Raw genomic sequence first — 15837 nt, 5'->3', positions numbered from 1 at the left:
CGTCCTTCACTGCGGCAGGGGCTTTTCCTTAACAGCCTGTCATAATGCGGATAATCTCCTTATCTGTTTCCTTCATGCCGTCTTTGCCCAGGCGGCCCACGTTTCCTATTGTCTTTTCCACTCCTTTGGATATAATCCCGTCACCGCCGTAGAACTGCTGTCCTTCCCTGTACATGGCATATCCAAGAATTCCCGCATCTACGGAAGAGGCGATTTTCGCCGCACAGGAGGGCTTGGCTCCATCGCAGATAATGCCCGACACAATGGCCAGCGCGTTGACAAGCGTATGATTGACCGCTTCCAAATCACCGCCCTGCAGATAAGCGATGCCGCAGCCGGCCGCGCAGCCGGCGCTCACCGCGCCACAATAAGCGGACAGCCGGCCAATTCCGCTTTTCTGATGGATTGCCGTCAGATTGGACAGTACCAGCGCACGGTACAGCTTTTCCTCCGGACAGCCCAGCTCCTTCGCATATTCAATCACAGGAAGGGAAACCGTCATTCCCTGGTTGCCGCTGCCGGAATTAATAACCACAGGCATTTCGCAGCCGCTCATCCTGGCATCGGAACCGGCAGCCGCTGCCGCCTTTGCCCGGTTTTTAATATCATTTCCATAGGTATGGAGCAGAACCCTGCCGATATTGGCTCCGTAATTTCCCTTCAGGCCTTCCTCGGAGATCGCCGTATTCAATGCAATCTGCCTTCCGATAACCTCCCGCACATCATCCGGATCCACCGTTTCGGCAAAATCATAAATTGCTTCCATATTCAGAAGCGCCCTGTCGGCATCTTCCCTGTTTCCACCTTTTGCACCCACTTCCGGTTTGCAGCCCACAGCGCCCTGCCCGCCGTCATTATCCGCATCCTCCGCCGCCCGGAGCACCTTATCAGCGCACTTTTCCCGGTATAGCGCTTCCCCGTCCTTTTCGATCAGGACAATATTCGTATGGCTCCGGGAAATCTGCACCCTGGCTTCTTCCCCACCCTTCCAGAGGGTAACCGCCATATCCAGCACTTCCTCCGTATCCATGGGCCTGACCTGTATTTTCCCGGCCTTTAGGAAACGGCTGATTTCCTCCTTCTGCCCTTCCGTCACCCCTGCGATGACCTCCAGCGCCCTGTCCGCCTCACCTGCCACAATTCCGGCAGCCGCCGCTGCCTCCATTCCCTTCAGGCCGTTGGTGTTGGGGACCACCACGCTCTTTACATTCTTAATTATATTACCGCTTGCTTCCACCAGCACGCTGTCCGGCATGCAGCCCAGTATTTCCCTGGCCTTTGCGGCACAGTAGGCCAGCGCTATCGGCTCCGTACAGCCCATGGCCGGCACAAGCTCTTCCTTCAGAATTCTGAGATACGCCTGATATCTTTTGTCCTTTTTCTCCATGTTCGCTCCTATCTGCACGCATTTACGCGGCTGGTGATCTGGTTCCGCTTTAACCGCATTATAACAGATACCCGGCAAACAGGCAATGCCGCAGGATAGTGGGCTGCAGGATGGTGGACTACAGGATGGTGGACTGCAGGATGGTGGCTTGCTGCCGGTACAGCCGGCGGACGGCAAAAAATTATGACAAAAAACACAGGCAAAAAAACTTCCGCAGACAGGTATCCATACCTGCAAGCGGAAGTTTTACACTGCATTGAAATATTATTATTAAAGCTATGAAGCTGGAGAACAGTTCAGAATTTGCAACTGTTTAAGCGTCTTCACATTTTCATGGATTATTCTGAACATTTATACAATGCCCTGTGCGGTCATGGCTGTTGCAACCTTTTCAAAGCCTGCAATATTAGCGCCTGCAACATAGTTGCCTTCCATGCCGTAACGCTTTGCGGCGTCATCCAGGTTGTGGAAGATATTGATCATGATGCCCTGCAGCTTGCTGTCCACCTCTTCGAAGCTCCAGCTGAGACGCTCGCTGTTCTGGCTCATTTCCAGAGCGGAGGTTGCCACGCCGCCTGCATTTGCAGCCTTTCCGGGAACGAACAGAACGCCGTTTTTCTGCAGATACTCGGTAGCCTCCAGGGTAGTAGGCATATTAGCGCCCTCGCATACTGCCTTTACGCCGTTTGCAACCAACCCTTCCGCATCAGAAAGTGTCAGTTCATTCTGTGTTGCGCAGGGAAGTGCGATATCCACCTTCACACTCCATACGCCCTTTCCGGAATGATATTCCGCATTGGGCCTGTAATTCAGGTAATCGGAAACCCTTCCGCGTTTTACTTCTTTGATTTCCTTAAGCGCCGCCAGATCAATTCCCTCCGGATCGTATACCCAGCCGGTGGAATCGGAGCAGGTTACTACCTTAGCGCCCATCTGCTGTGCTTTCTGGATGGCATAGGTGGCCACATTACCGGAACCGGAAACTGCGATGGTCTTGCCTGCAATATCAATGCCGTTACACTTGAGCATTTCCTTTGTCATGTACAGGAGTCCGTAGCCGGTAGCCTCCGTCCTTGCCAGGGAACCGCCGTAAGTAAGCCCCTTGCCTGTCAGAACGCCTTCGTAAACATTGCGGATTCTCTTATACTGGCCGTACATATAACCGATTTCCCTTGCGCCGGTTCCGATATCTCCGGCAGGAACATCTGTGTCTGCGCCGATATGTCTGTAAAGCTCCGTCATGAAGCTCTGGCAGAATGCCATGATCTCTCTGTCGGATTTCCCTTTCGGGTCAAAGTCGGAACCACCCTTGCCTCCGCCGATGGGAAGTCCTGTCAGGGAGTTCTTGAACACCTGTTCAAAACCAAGGAACTTGATGATGCCAAGGTTAACGGAAGGGTGCAGACGCAGGCCTCCCTTATAGGGTCCGATAGCGCTGTTGAACTGAACACGGTATGCTGTATTCACATGAACCTGTCCCTTGTCGTCTACCCACGGTACCCGGAAGATAATCTGACGTTCCGGGTTAACCAGTCTTTCCAGTAAAGCATCTTTTCTGTATGCTTCCTCATTGGCTTCCACTACAACTCTGAGAGATTCCAGAACTTCCTTAACTGCCTGATGGAATTCAGGCTGTGCAGGATTTTTCTCCACTACCTGTGCAATGACCTCATCTACATATGACATGTGTGATTCCTCCTTTAATTGTTTTACAAAAAATGCCCGGGACAGAAAACTGGCCTGGGCATTCCAGATGGCTTTGTCCGGCTCTTATTATATAATGGATAAAGCCCGTACGCAAGTACTTTATTACGTTAAATTGACGAAATTTGCTAAAAAACACCTGCTTATAGATATTTTTTCAGCTTTTCAATGGTTTTTTCCTCAAAATCCATGAGCTCCCGGGCAAGCTCCGTGCTCTCATTTCCGGCATTTCCATAGTGGTTCAATGCCTTCCACATGCTTGTCAGCCCCCTGTTACTGCCCTGAATCATCAGCTCCGCAATATGGCTGGTGCTGGTATTCAAAAGCGTATTGGCCTGTATTCCGCCCTTAAGCATCAAATCAGTGACACCGCTGCTGCGGTACTCCTCCGCACGCCCCTCCAGCATCTCATGCCTGGCTTTATCCCTGATTTCTGAAAACTTCAGTTCCTGCCTGCTTAGCTGCAGAGCAAAGGCATCGTCCGTCAGCTTGGGGCTGACAGCTTCTATCGCTTTGATTCCCATTTCTGCATTTTTTTGGATTTCCCTGTATATAGCCGCATCATCACTTCTCATACTCCGCCTTCCTTCCCGGTTGTGTACGCTCCGTGCTGTCCGGGGGTTTTTCCGCTGGCTCCGTTATCCGGTCCTGCTCCGGCGGTGGCGGGTGTTTTCTGGTGCATTTCAAAAATGGGATGTTTCTAACTGTTCTGTCCTGTCAGGAATCGGCTAACGCGGCTGAACTCCTCACATAAGCGTCTAAATACGCCGGCGCCTTGCGGCTAGGCGTATTTAGATGCTTATGTTCGTCAGACAAGCCGCTAAAAGCAGCCGGTTCCTGGCAGGGCAGAGCAGTAAGAAACATCTCCATTTTTTCTCATGCACCGGAAAACACCCGCCACCGCCGGAGCAGGACCGGATAGCGGAGCGGCGGAAAAACCCCCGGACAGCACGGAGCTGAGCCGTAGTTATTGAAAAAAATATATTTTTAAAAAATGAAAAACCGGAAATACTTTTTTTAGTAAGTATTTCCGGGGAGATTTTTATTATTCATTTTTATTTTCTTTATTCTTCTTTATAATTATGATGGTTTCTTATTTAATTAGTTATGTTACGCGCCGTGCGGCCTTGTGCTGTGGGGATCGCGCCCCATACTGCTTCCCGCCTCCCATTTCGGGCTGGCCGGCTGCTGTGTGGGGCTTTTTTCTGCTCCATAGGAAAAAACGGTGATATTACTTACTGATCCGATCTGCCGGACTGTTGCCGTTTTAGTGGCTTGTCTGACGAGCGCAGCGAGGAGTTCAGGCATGTTGGCAACAGTCTGGCAGAGCAGTTAGAAATATCCTAGTTTTGAGGTTGGCGCAAAAAAGCCCCATACGGCTGCCGGCCGGCCCGAAATGGGAGGCGGGAAGCAGTATGGGGCGCAATCCCTGCAGCACAAGGCTACACGGGTCACAAACAACAAATTAGCTATTTTAATACATCCGTCTTAATATATCCGGTCTCTCCTTTGAATTTGACCTTTGTCCAGCCGTCGGCCTGTTTCATCAGGATTTCCACTTCGTCACCGGAGTACCCTACGCCCAGCCTGTCGGCTGTTTCGCTTGCGGATTTACGGACATTAACGGTGGTGGTAAGGCGGTAGGTTCCGCTGTTGGGTACATTGGCAGACGGCGCGCCGTCACCTGCGCCCGGCGTATCTGCCTGGCCGTTGTGTGTGGTATTATCAGTGTTTGCCGTATTATCGGTATTTGCGGTATTATCAGTATTATCTGCATTAGCCGCTTCGTTTCCTGCTTCGGCATTTCCGTCACCTGCATTCTCAGGTTCTTCGGAAACCGCTTCCAGGAACTCCGATTTGATAAAGGCCTCCTGGCCGTTATAATCAATTTTGGACCAGCCGTTGGCACGGTTCTCCAGGAGGGCGAATTCGTCTCCCACCTGAGCCTTTCCAAGAGAATCGGCTGTCTCACTGTCGGACTTTCTGATATTGACCACATCAGTGGCCTTTACCCTGGAAGAGGCGGCTTCCCCTGCATTATCGGCAGGCTCCTGGCCTTCTTCTTCAGTGGTCTCCGTCCCGCTTACTGTTTCGGCTTCCGCCAGGGCATCGCCGACCGCTGTCTTGAGCTTCTCGGACAGATCGGTAAGGAATGCGGCAAGCTCTTCATTCTCCGTCACGGCTTCGTTATATTCTACCTGAACTTTATTGAACAAATCCACCACATCGTCCTGCTTGGTTACGTTGGTGCGGTATTCCTTCATGGACTCATCTTCCGAGCAGTCATGGATATAGTAGGAATCATCCGCCTTCCGGCATACAATGTAGGTATTCAGCCCCGTCACCTTCTGGTCAATATCGTGGAACTTGGCATAATAGGTGACATAGACAACATAGGAATCCTCGATGGGGCCGGGCTTTGTATAGCAGTTGATATCATCATAGCTTTCCAGGTATTTGCTCTTTTCCTGGATGCGCAGCAGCTCGGCCTGATCCGAATAGTCCTTCAGGGACTTGACGGTCTCCATGTCTCCCTCTGCGGCTGCATTATAATATTTCTTCATCAGTGAATTGATTTCGGGATAGGCGTTGACCTCCATGGGCACATTGGGAATGGCCTCTGTGGACTGTGTCTGCGCAGCCGCAGCCTGGGACTGTTCCTGGGTAGCATCCTTGTCTCCCGATTTCTTGCCTATCAGCGAACCGAGCAGAATCCCGATCCCCAAAAGCACCACCGCTGTCACAATGATAACGGCAAGCGACTTCTTGTTCTTTTTCAGCAGTTCTATAAATTCGTTCAGCGCACCCTCCGGCTTGGAGCCATCAGGCATTTTCTTCTGTTCCTCGCTCAATTTCACACCTTCAATCCTGAAAACATCGACTTTAAAACAGAACCGCCCTGCGGCGGTTCTCCAGTTACACTTGGCTGATATATTCACAGCAAGGCAAATTATATGCCAGAGTGACACAAATGCACCCGACAGGAATCGAACCTGCATTAAAGGCGTCGGAGGCCTCCGTTCTATCCATTAGACTACGGGTGCATAAGATATGTTGATGCACTGATTAAATATTACAAATTTGTTACATGCATCACTCTGACATATAATAGCACAAGTTTTTCCGGTTGTCCAGATCTCATTTTGGAAAAATAGAAAATTTATAGCATCTTAAGAATTATTCAGAATATCAAAGAATTGTTATCTTTCCGCTTTTCAGGCTGAAATAGTAAACATTGTCCGATAAAAGCTCCTCCTCAGGCACATTCTGCGCATTTACTTCCCGCACCATATCATATAGATGCTCTCTGTCTTCCACTCCCGTATCCGCAAGCAGAATCACTTCATGCACGGAACTGGGCAGGATATAAAAATCATGTCCCAGTTTACCGGCATAGCTTTCCAGAATCCCGGGATACAAAATGGCTGCCGCTCCATAAAAATGCTGCTTATTGGTAAGTATGTACATTTTACGCTCCGGCTCCTTTTCCAGGGGAAGCCCTGCCAGGAATTCCGCAATCCCGTCCAGTATGGCCCGGCACTCCTCATCCTCCTGCGTTTTCTCACCCTCTGCTGTCAGCTCCAGCTTTTCCTCTACTGCCTTCCTGACTATGTCATACATGAAATCATCCATGTCGGAAAGCTCGTCAGGCAGTATGCGCGGCATATTCTCCAGCGCATCCCGGTAAAGCGTCTCTTCGTCCACATCCCAGTACCGGGCGTGCATATCGCTGATCAGGACACAGGCGCAGCCCATGTTATCGCTCATAAGGATACAGCAGTATACAATGGCAAGATCCAGAAATTCCCTGTGGGGATGGCCGCCAAGCAGCTCCTGATTCTTCTCACAGTTAATCAGGCGGCAGGCCAGCCTTGGCTTCACCATCTTATAATCGTGGAAAAAATCCATATTCAGGTTCTGCTCCGGTTTATTTTCCTCATAAACCGTACATACCTGGCGGACGATTTCCCCCATCGTTTTTCCTCTCTTATATTCCTCATAAAGCCCGTCCAGATATATGGTGGAAGCGACGTCGCTGTCCCCGTCCATGAAAATAATCCCCGTAAGGTTAACGCCGTTGTTCTTTAATACTGTGCTTACGGACAGGGAAACGCCGTCTCCCAGATAGGCCTGTGCGCCATCCTTTACTTTTTTTACAAATTTTTCAAAATCCATTTAATATCCTCTCTTTGTTAGAATTTAAGATTTGACTTTCAGACATGCTTTTCGATCCGATAAAATTTGGTTCATGAGGCATTTGGGCCGCGGCTTTCGTTCGGCCGCAGGCCGCATTTTCCATGAAATAAAAAAGACAATGAAAACTCTGCCATGCAGAAATTCCATTGTCTTATAGGCTAAATAATAGAACAGCATTCCGTTGCTGATTATGCTCTGGACAGATATTCTCCGGTTCTGGTGTCGATCTTGATCTTGTCCCCCTGGTTTACGAACAGAGGTACATATACAACAGCTCCGGTTTCCACTGTAGCAGGCTTGGATGCGCCTGTAGCGGTATCTCCCTTAAATCCGGGTTCTGTTTCGGTGATCTCCAGTTCTACGAAAAGAGGAGGCTCCACTGCAAATACGCCGCCATTGGTTGAGCATATCTTGCACACTTCATTTTCCTTTACGAATTTAAGCGCATCTCCGACAGTCTCGGAATTCAGCGCAACCTGATCATAGGTTTCCATATCCATAAAGGTAAATAAATCACCGTCAGAATATAAATACTGCATATCTTTTCTATCAATACGTGCCTGCGGGAATTTTTCAGTAGGACGGAAGGTCTTTTCCACCACGCCTCCGTTAATGATATTTTTCAGCTTGGTCCTTACAAAAGCGGCGCCCTTGCCAGGTTTCACATGCTGGAATTCTACTATCTGAAAAATATTGCCATCTACTTCAATTGTAATACCATTCCTGAAATCACCTGCAGAAATCATAAAAAATATTCCTCCTAAATTTTCACGTTTAATTCCCTACTAGTTTATAATAAAAATATGCTTTTTTCAACTGTTTTTTTACAGAATTTGCTTTTCCAGTATAAAATCTATGGCCTGGAGGTATCCATCCAGCCCCTGGCCGTAGATTTGGCGGTCACAGGAGGGCGCGGTAACGGAAGTTTTCCGGAATTCCTCCCGTTTCGTGATATCGGAAATATGGATCTCCACCTTGGGCACCGTAATACTTGCAAGCGCGTCTCTGATGGCATAGCTGTAATGGGTGAAGGCGCCCGGATTGATGACAATACCATCCGTCCCGTCAAAATAGGCTTCCTGCAGCCGGTCTATAATCGCGCCCTCGTGGTTGCTCTGGAATACGGTCACCTCGCAGCCCGCTTCCTTCCCTTTTTCCTCCAGGAGCTTCTGCAGATACGCATAATCCTGGGTTCCATAAATATTCTTCTCACGAATTCCGAGGAAATTCAGGTTCGGCCCGTTAATTACAAGTATTTTCATTTTAATCTCCCTTCCGGCTGGATGTCCGTTCCATCCAGTATCTCTTCCAGCAGCTCTTCAAAATCCTTCCCGTCCACGTCCACCACCCGGTCGGCGGCCTGTTCATAAATGGGGTTCCTTACGGCGAGCAGCCTGCGTATCTCCCCTTCGGGATCAGGCTTTTGAAGCAGCGGCCGGGTGGTGTCCCCCTTCAGCCTTTCGCATACCGTTTCCGGACGAATCCTTAAAAAGACCACAAAGCCCAGCTGCTTTAACAGCGCCTGGTTCTCCTCCCGCATGGGAAGCCCTCCCCCGGTGGAAATCACCTGGCCGGGCTCCGCTTCCAGAAGGCTTTTTACCGCCTGGGTTTCCAGCTGCCTGAACCCTTCTTCCCCATAGGAGGCAAAGATGTCCGACACGCTCATCCCCTGCTCCTTTTCGATCCATCTGTCCGTATCCAGGAGCGGACGGCGCAGCCTGTAGGAAAGGCGGATGCCAAGGGTTGTTTTCCCGCTTCCCATGAAGCCGATAAGAATAATATTCCTTTTGTTCCTACTCATTTTTTTCCAGTTCCTTTTTCATCTGTTCATAGCAGAATGCCGCATCCTCTTCCTTCACCTTCAGGCCGGTCCACAGCTCGAAGGCTTCCACACCCTGATACAGCAGCATCTTCAGGCCGTTGCAGGCTTTTCCGCCAGCTTCTTCGGTCAGGCGCATGAACCTGGTATTCGCCGGACGGTAAACCAGATCAAAGCCCGTATGTATCAGCCGGTAGAAATCCCGGTCCTCAATCACCGCTTCGTCCGTATTGGGGGCAAGTCCCACGGAGGTTCCCTGAATCGCCAGATATTTCTTTTCAGGAAGGCTCTTCCAGCTGGAAAGCTCCATGGGCAGGATACACTGCCGCCCCGCCGCGAGATTGGCCTCCTCTGCAACAGCCTGCGCCTTTTCCAGGCTCCGGTTCAGCAGATACACTCTTTCAGCGCCCCGCAGCGCGCAGAGAAAGGCTGCCGCCCTGGCCGCTCCGCCCGCGCCCAGAAGAATCACCTCTTCCCCTGACAGGCTGATCCCTTCGGAGACCAGCGCCCGGTACAGGCCGGGGAGATCCGTGTTATAGCCCTTGAAGCCGTTTTCCACCGGGACAAGCGTATTTACCGCACCGATTAAGGACGCTTCCCTGTCAATCTCCGCAAGGTACGGGATCACTGCGCTCTTATGGGGAACCGTCACATTCACTCCCAGCAGCTGCAGCGCCCGGGCGCCTTCCACTGCCTGCTTCACCTGGTCCCCGTCCACCAGGAAGGGCACATATACCATATTGATCCCGCACCGCTTCGCAAGCGTATTATGAATAACAGGGGAAAGCGTATGCTCCACAGGATTGCCGAACAGACCGCAAATCCTTGTTTTTCCGTCAATCATCTTTCCTGCCCTCCTTTTCCAGTTTCTTCTTATAAAAATGAAGAACGATTTTTTCCAGATAGCGCTTCAGGACGATCTGTATCTCTTCCCTTGGGTTGATGGGCTTAACAAGAAAGCTGTACAGCCCCGCATTCCTGGCGCCCCACACATCCGTAAACAGCTGGTCGCCCACAAAAAAAGTGTTCACATCGTCCGTCCCCATCAAATCCATGGCCCGTTCATAATTTTTAACGCCCGGCTTCCCCGCCTTGTAAATATAGCGGACATGCACGGCGTCATTGAACATTTTCACCCTGGGTTCCTTGTTGTTGGAAAGCAGCAGGCATTCGTATCCAATGGCCTTCAGCCGCTTGAAAAGAGCGATGCTCCTCTTGTCAGCCGGTGCCCCATGGGGCACCAGCGTATTATCAATGTCAAAAATAATTCCCCGGTAGCCCTTTTTATACATGCCCTCGTAATCTATCACGTAGGCGCTCTCCACATATTTATCCGGATAAAACCTTTCAAACATCTGTTTTCTTCCCTTTCCTCATTTCCACCGGCCCGCCTGCAGCCAGGCCGCCTGTCAGTCGCCTTCCTCCAGTATCCCCGCCGCTTCCAGAAGCTTCTTCGTATAAGGATGCTCCGGATGGAAATAAACCTGTTCCACGTCGCCGCTTTCCACGATTTCCCCGTCCTTCATGATCATCACCCGCTGGCTCAGCTGGTACACCACGCGCATATCGTGGGAGATAAAAAGGATGGCAAGCCCCATCTCCTTCTGTATGCTGCGCAAAAGGGCGATAATCTGCGCCTGTATGGTTACGTCCAGGGCGGAAACCGGTTCATCCGCTATCAGAAGCTTCGGGGAGAGCATCAGGCTTTCCGCAATGCAGACGCGCTGCCGCTGGCCTCCAGACAGCTGTCTGGGATAGCGCTGCGCCAGCTTTTCCTCCAGCCCCACCCTGCGCAGCATCTCAGACACCTTTTTTTCTCTCTCAACCCTGTTAAGCCCCGTGTTCAGGCGGAGCGGTTCTTCCAGAATCCATCCCACCTTTTTCGCAGGATTGAGGGAGCTGAAGGGATCCTGGAAAATCATTTGGGGATGCTCCGACTTCTGGACAATCACCCCTTCATATTTGGGAATCAGGCCCAGGAGCGCTTTGGAAAGCGTTGATTTCCCGCAGCCGCTTTCTCCCACCAGCCCCATAACCTCCCCTTCACGGATGGAAAAGGAAACGCCCTTTAAAACGTCCAGATCCTTCTTGGGGCGGAACACGCTGCCCGCCTCCTGGGAATAGGAAACCCGCAGATCCTTCACCATCAGAATATTGTTCGTCTGTGTATTTTCCATGTCAAACCTCCGCCGGCTTTTCGCATCTGGGGATGGCAGCTATCAGGTTTTGCGTATAGCTTTCCTTCGGCGCATCAAAAATCTGATCACATGCGCCCTCTTCCACGATCCGGCCGTCCTTCATCACCACAATCCGCTCGCAGAGACGTTTTACCAGGCTCAGATCATGGGAGATGAATAAAATCCCTGTTTTTTTCTCCCGGTTCAGCTTTTTCAGAAGCTTTACAATTGCCAGCTGCACCGTCACATCCAGCGCTGTCGTGGGCTCATCCGCTATCAGCAGCGCCGGATCGCAGATCATGGCCGCCGCTATCATGACACGCTGTCTCTGGCCGCCGGATATTTCATGGGGATAGGAATGGTAAATTCGCTCCGGATCGGGAAGCTCCACCGCGCGGAGCATTTCCATCGCTTTTCCCTTCCTGTCCTCCCGGCTCATGGAAGGGCGGTGTATCCGAAGGCTTTCCTCCACCTGCCAGCCGATCCGGTATACGGGATTGAGGGAGGTCATCGGTTCCTGGAAAACAATGCCGATGTCATCCCCCTGATAGCCGCGCAGCTGATTTCTCGGACAGGTCAGAAGATCGGTGCCGCGAAACATTATCTGTCCTGTCTTTTTCATATCGTGCCGGCGGAGAAGCCCGGCGATTGCCAGCGCTGTCATGGATTTTCCGGAGCCGGATTCCCCTACCAGCCCCACGATATCCCCTTCTTCCATATGCAGGTTAAAATGATGCACCACGGTTTCGGGGACCAGGTGATCATGAAATTCCAGATTCAGATCGATTACGTCAAGCATCGCTTACCGCCTTTCCAGAGGGAGCACACAGCCTCCCCTAATCCCTTTTTAAGCCTTCCGCTAGCAGGCTGAAGCCAAGCACCATCACCACGATAAAAATGCCCGGAAACAGGGCAAAGCCCGGCGCGGAAAAAATATAGGTCTGCGCTTCGGAAAGCATCCGGCCCAGGCTGGCATCCGGCGGCTGCACGCCTATCCCCAGATAGCTCATGCCCGCTTCCGCCAGAACGGCGTTGTTAAAGCCGATCATGACTGCCGGGACCAGCACGGATATGGTGTTGGGCAGGATATGCACGAACATGATGCGCAGATGCCCCGCGCCGGCCAGCCTGGCCAGCTTCACGTAATCCATGTTTTTGCAGCGGATGAACTCCGAGCGCACGATCCTGGCAAAGCTGGGAATGAAGGCGATTCCTAAGGATATGATCACGTTGCCCTTTCCCGGCCCCAGAAGGCTGATGAATACCAGCGCCAGAAGGATGCTGGGGAAAGCGAACACCACATCGATGATACGCATCAGCACCTCGTCCAGGAGCCCGCCGAAATATCCTGTAAAGGCCCCCAGCAGCACGCCGAAAAAGGTGCCGATGGCCACTGTGGACAGCGCCACCAGAAGCGTGGTCCCGCTGCCCTTCATAACACGGCTTAAAATATCTCTTCCGAAATTATCACAGCCGAAGGGATGTGCAAGGGAAATGCCGGAAAGTTTATTCGCGTTGTCCATGGCGGTGGGATCATAGGGCGTGTAAAAAATACCCACCAGCACCACCAGAAGGACGATTCCCGTAAGTATGCTTCCCAGAATAAAATTCAAGTTCTTTTTTTTCATTATCAAGCCTCTTCCCGCCGGTTCCCGGTCGCTTGGGGCGCTGTAAAAACAAGCAGCCGCCCAAACCGTTGCGCCGGCAGACTTTCCGGTTACTGTACACGGATCCTGGGATCGATTTTCTTGTAAATAAAATCTACAAGGAAGTTGATGAAAATAACAAGGAAGGCCAGCAGCACAATGATGGCCTCCACCACAGGATAATCCCGGTTGGAAATGGAGGTGAGCAGAATTCTGCCCAGCCCCGGAATATTAAAAACCTGTTCGATAATAATGCTTCCCGCTATCATATCCGCAAGCGCCATTCCTAAAAAAGTCACTACCGGAATCATGGCGTTCTTCAGGAGATGCCTATACATCACATTCCTGGTGCTGTTTCCCCTGCTGTACGCCGTTCTCGCATAATCCTGGTGCATTTCCTGCACAATGGAACTGCGCAGCAGCTTCACCGCCATGGCCGCCTTGGGAAGGGCAATGGCCAGCGCCGGGAAAAAGAGGTAGCCCAAAAAGCCCGGAATGCTTTTTGTATAGGAAACATAGCCGCCCGGCGTAAACAGATGCAGAATCAGCCCGAACAGGAGCGTAATCAGTATTCCTGAAAAAAACGGCGGCACAGCCATGATGATCTGGTTGAGCGCCAAAACCACATGATCGGCGGTCCCTCCCTCATGCTTTGCCGTATACAGGCCAAGCGGTATGGAAATAAGCACCATCATGGCAAAGGACATCAGTGTCAGGGTCAGGGTTACCGGAATTTTATCCGACACCATTTTCGTTACAGGCATGCTGTAGCTGTAGGAGGTTCCCATATCGCCCTGCAGCAGGCCGCCCAGCCAGGCGGCATAACGCACGGGAATCGGACGGTTTAAGCCCATCTCCTCCCGCAGCGCCTCCACCTTGGCCGGCGTAGCCTCCGTACCAAGCTTCGCAGTGGCGGGATCCCCCGGTATCACTGCAAACGCCAGAAACACCAGGAAGGATACCACCAGAAGGGTCGCTGCCATGGATATCAGTTTTTTTATAAAATATTTCACGTCGCACTCACTCTCCCTTGCGAAGCTGCCGCAGCTCATTCTTTGTAAATGTGCAGGCCTGTCTGAACTATAACTATTCTTCCACGATATAAAGCTTGGAAACATCCTGTACGTACAGCGGATAGAATTCGTAGCCTGCATATTTTTTATTCAGCGCCACCAGATAGGGCAGATCCTGGATATAAACATTGGCCGCATGCTCTGCCAGCAGTGTTTCGCATTCCTTGAAGGCAGCCGTTTTCTCGTCATCATCGATGGTGCCAAGCGCTTTCGCATAAGCGGCGTCATAATCGGCATTGTTAAAATTGATGAAATTATTGCCCGCGGTGGAAACAAATCGGGAAAGCAAGGCGCTTGGCGTCAGGGCCGAGGCATCCACGCCCACCACCGTAGCCTGGTAATTTCTTTCCGCATAGACGTCGGACAGCCAGCTGTCCCATTCAATCAGGTTAATGTCAGCTGTTACGCCGATTTTTTTCAGCTGCTCCACCAGGACCTGGGCGGTGTCGATGTGCTGCTGGTAGTTGGAAGGCACGGTGATGGTGAAGGAAAATCCGTTTTCATATCCGGCTTCCTTCAGAAGCTCTTTGGCCTTCTCCAGATTCACAGCATACATATCTGAAAGCTCGGGCATAAAATATTTTTCAAAGGCGGGGAACATGCTGCTGCCGATGGCCGTTCCCTTTCCTTCGGAAATCATGTCCATGACTCCCTGGGGATCGACTGCATAGCAAAGCGCCTGCCGCACTCTTTCATCGGTAAAAGGCTCCGCCGCATTGTTCAGGTAGAGCGCCTGCACCAGGTTCATGGTTCCCTCCAGCACCTGGTAATTATCTCCCAGCTGGTCCGCCTGGGCGGTGGTCACTCTGGCAAACATATCAATGGAGCCGCCGTTTAAATCCATGACGATGGAATCCGTATTGGCGCATACCTTGAAGGTAACATGCTCGATATTGGCCGGAGTTCCCCAGTAATCGTCGAATTTCTCTATGACAAAATTCTCCTGGGGGGAACGGGACACATATTTATAGGGGCCGGTACCAATGGGATTGGTATCCGGATTCTCATTGGAAGCGGGAATGACGGCATTGGTCATATAAGCAAGGAAATCGGTGTCCGGGCCGTCCAGCACCACTTCTATTGTTTTCTCATCCACAATATTCACGCTCTGAATATGGGAATACGCCGCTACCAGGGGTTCTCCGTTCGTGGTATCGGCGCATCTGTCTATGGAATACTTCACGTCCTCCGCCGTTACCGGACTGCCATCATGGAATTTTACCCCGTCTCTGAGGGTAAAAGTGTAGGTGGTCGCATCTTCCGATATCCGATAATCACTCGCCACCGCCGGCTGCAGCTCGCCGCTGCTGTCCGGCTTAACAAGTCCTTCGTACAGGTTGAACAATACCTCTTCAGTTCCTGCCGCCACCGCTTTGTGGGGGTCAAGACTGTCTTCAATGTCCTGAGGTATGCCAATCGTTATCTGAGAAGAGTCCTCACCTGCCTTATCACCTGAGCATGCGCTCAGTGCAATAGTTAGTGTTGTGAACACTAAAGTCAAAAGAAACCTTTTTAAAGCCTTTGTCTTCATGTGTTTTTCCTTTCTCTCTCAGCACTTTTCCGACTGGGCGTGAAAAGTACCTTTTCTTTATTTAGTTTTACCGCCCTATTGTATACAAAAACAACTTAAAAAGCAAGAAATTTTTTCGGGCATGGGGATAATTCGTTGGCGTGGGGGGTGGCCATCCCGTCTCTGTTTTGGGGGCCGGACTGCCGGGGGGAGCCTCTGCTGTTGCTTACCGCTGGGGGGGCGGCATAGTTTTATGTAAGGGTCGTATAAAAACGCCGGTCCTTACGACGCGTCCTCTGCGTCGTTAGTACCGCTGCGTTTTTA

15 protein-coding genes and 1 tRNA gene are annotated in these 15837 nt (G+C 51.2%); all 16 read right to left on the bottom strand.

Going from position 1 to position 15837, the window contains the following annotated elements; translation table 11 throughout:
* Window positions 1–28: 28 nt before the first annotated feature.
* On the bottom strand, window positions 29–1387 hold the full coding sequence (locus HMPREF1548_RS16855) for an L-cysteine desulfidase family protein (protein ID WP_021637579.1): 1359 nt from the start codon (window positions 1385–1387) through the stop codon (window positions 29–31).
* A 351-nt stretch (window positions 1388–1738) separates the two neighbouring features.
* Window positions 1739–3073, bottom strand: a complete 1335-nt coding sequence (gdhA, locus tag HMPREF1548_RS16850; RefSeq protein ID WP_021637577.1) for an NADP-specific glutamate dehydrogenase — start codon at window positions 3071–3073, stop codon at window positions 1739–1741.
* A gap of 161 nt (window positions 3074–3234) precedes the next feature.
* A complete protein-coding gene (locus HMPREF1548_RS16845) occupies window positions 3235–3666 on the bottom strand; it encodes a hypothetical protein (protein ID WP_021637576.1) in 432 nt (143 codons plus the stop codon).
* Between the two features lie 894 nt (window positions 3667–4560).
* Window positions 4561–5949 (bottom strand): SH3 domain-containing protein, encoded by a 1389-nt coding sequence (locus tag HMPREF1548_RS16840; RefSeq protein WP_181970209.1) that lies wholly within the window; start codon window positions 5947–5949, stop codon window positions 4561–4563.
* A gap of 114 nt (window positions 5950–6063) precedes the next feature.
* Window positions 6064–6135: transfer RNA gene (locus HMPREF1548_RS16835), tRNA-Arg, on the bottom strand.
* A gap of 145 nt (window positions 6136–6280) precedes the next feature.
* A complete protein-coding gene (locus HMPREF1548_RS16830; protein WP_021637571.1) occupies window positions 6281–7267 on the bottom strand; it encodes a DUF5688 family protein in 987 nt (328 codons plus the stop codon).
* A 209-nt stretch (window positions 7268–7476) separates the two neighbouring features.
* Window positions 7477–8034, bottom strand: a complete 558-nt coding sequence (gene efp / locus HMPREF1548_RS16825; RefSeq protein ID WP_021637569.1) for an elongation factor P — start codon at window positions 8032–8034, stop codon at window positions 7477–7479.
* A gap of 78 nt (window positions 8035–8112) precedes the next feature.
* Window positions 8113–8550 carry a type II 3-dehydroquinate dehydratase gene (aroQ, locus tag HMPREF1548_RS16820; protein WP_021637568.1) on the bottom strand — a complete coding sequence of 146 codons (438 nt, stop codon included), beginning with the start codon at window positions 8548–8550 and terminating at the stop codon, window positions 8113–8115.
* Window positions 8547–9089, bottom strand: a complete 543-nt coding sequence (locus HMPREF1548_RS30075; RefSeq protein ID WP_021637567.1) for a shikimate kinase — start codon at window positions 9087–9089, stop codon at window positions 8547–8549. The genes aroQ and HMPREF1548_RS30075 overlap by 4 nt, the downstream gene beginning before the upstream one ends.
* Entirely contained in the window at window positions 9082–9951 is an 870-nt protein-coding gene (aroE, locus tag HMPREF1548_RS30070; RefSeq protein WP_021637566.1) for a shikimate dehydrogenase, read from the bottom strand. The genes HMPREF1548_RS30075 and aroE overlap by 8 nt, the downstream gene beginning before the upstream one ends.
* Window positions 9944–10462 carry a YqeG family HAD IIIA-type phosphatase gene (locus HMPREF1548_RS16805; RefSeq protein ID WP_021637565.1) on the bottom strand — a complete coding sequence of 173 codons (519 nt, stop codon included), beginning with the start codon at window positions 10460–10462 and terminating at the stop codon, window positions 9944–9946. Before HMPREF1548_RS16805 ends, aroE begins: the two co-directional genes overlap by 8 nt.
* Before the next feature lie 54 nt (window positions 10463–10516).
* On the bottom strand, window positions 10517–11284 hold the full coding sequence (locus HMPREF1548_RS16800; RefSeq protein ID WP_021637564.1) for an ABC transporter ATP-binding protein: 768 nt from the start codon (window positions 11282–11284) through the stop codon (window positions 10517–10519).
* Between the two features lies 1 nt (window position 11285).
* Window positions 11286–12083 carry an ATP-binding cassette domain-containing protein gene (locus tag HMPREF1548_RS16795; RefSeq protein WP_021637563.1) on the bottom strand — a complete coding sequence of 266 codons (798 nt, stop codon included), beginning with the start codon at window positions 12081–12083 and terminating at the stop codon, window positions 11286–11288.
* 37 nt (window positions 12084–12120) lie between these two features.
* Complete coding sequence (locus HMPREF1548_RS16790; protein ID WP_021637562.1) at window positions 12121–12912, bottom strand: ABC transporter permease; 792 nt, start codon at window positions 12910–12912, stop codon at window positions 12121–12123.
* A gap of 89 nt (window positions 12913–13001) precedes the next feature.
* Entirely contained in the window at window positions 13002–13943 is a 942-nt protein-coding gene (locus HMPREF1548_RS16785) for an ABC transporter permease (RefSeq protein WP_035322643.1), read from the bottom strand.
* A gap of 73 nt (window positions 13944–14016) precedes the next feature.
* Window positions 14017–15534 carry an ABC transporter substrate-binding protein gene (locus tag HMPREF1548_RS16780; protein WP_021637560.1) on the bottom strand — a complete coding sequence of 506 codons (1518 nt, stop codon included), beginning with the start codon at window positions 15532–15534 and terminating at the stop codon, window positions 14017–14019.
* Window positions 15535–15837: the final 303 nt, after the last annotated feature.

The organism is Clostridium sp. KLE 1755 (assembly GCF_000466465.2).
Lineage (GTDB): Bacteria > Bacillota > Clostridia > Lachnospirales > Lachnospiraceae > Eisenbergiella > Eisenbergiella porci.
This window is presented reverse-complemented; position numbering and strand designations above follow the sequence as displayed.

Coding starts and splice junctions, on each gene's coding strand:
- HMPREF1548_RS16855 (WP_021637579.1), bottom strand. CDS start 1,387: ATGGAGAAAAAGGACAAAAGATATCAGGCGTATCTCAGAATTCTGAAG.
- gdhA (WP_021637577.1), bottom strand. CDS start 3,073: ATGTCATATGTAGATGAGGTCATTGCACAGGTAGTGGAGAAAAATCCT.
- HMPREF1548_RS16845 (WP_021637576.1), bottom strand. CDS start 3,666: ATGAGAAGTGATGATGCGGCTATATACAGGGAAATCCAAAAAAATGCA.
- HMPREF1548_RS16830 (WP_021637571.1), bottom strand. CDS start 7,267: ATGGATTTTGAAAAATTTGTAAAAAAAGTAAAGGATGGCGCACAGGCC.
- efp (WP_021637569.1), bottom strand. CDS start 8,034: ATGATTTCTGCAGGTGATTTCAGGAATGGTATTACAATTGAAGTAGAT.
- aroQ (WP_021637568.1), bottom strand. CDS start 8,550: ATGAAAATACTTGTAATTAACGGGCCGAACCTGAATTTCCTCGGAATT.
- HMPREF1548_RS30075 (WP_021637567.1), bottom strand. CDS start 9,089: ATGAGTAGGAACAAAAGGAATATTATTCTTATCGGCTTCATGGGAAGC.
- aroE (WP_021637566.1), bottom strand. CDS start 9,951: ATGATTGACGGAAAAACAAGGATTTGCGGTCTGTTCGGCAATCCTGTG.
- HMPREF1548_RS16805 (WP_021637565.1), bottom strand. CDS start 10,462: ATGTTTGAAAGGTTTTATCCGGATAAATATGTGGAGAGCGCCTACGTG.
- HMPREF1548_RS16800 (WP_021637564.1), bottom strand. CDS start 11,284: ATGGAAAATACACAGACGAACAATATTCTGATGGTGAAGGATCTGCGG.
- HMPREF1548_RS16795 (WP_021637563.1), bottom strand. CDS start 12,083: ATGCTTGACGTAATCGATCTGAATCTGGAATTTCATGATCACCTGGTC.
- HMPREF1548_RS16790 (WP_021637562.1), bottom strand. CDS start 12,912: ATGAAAAAAAAGAACTTGAATTTTATTCTGGGAAGCATACTTACGGGA.
- HMPREF1548_RS16780 (WP_021637560.1), bottom strand. CDS start 15,534: ATGAAGACAAAGGCTTTAAAAAGGTTTCTTTTGACTTTAGTGTTCACA.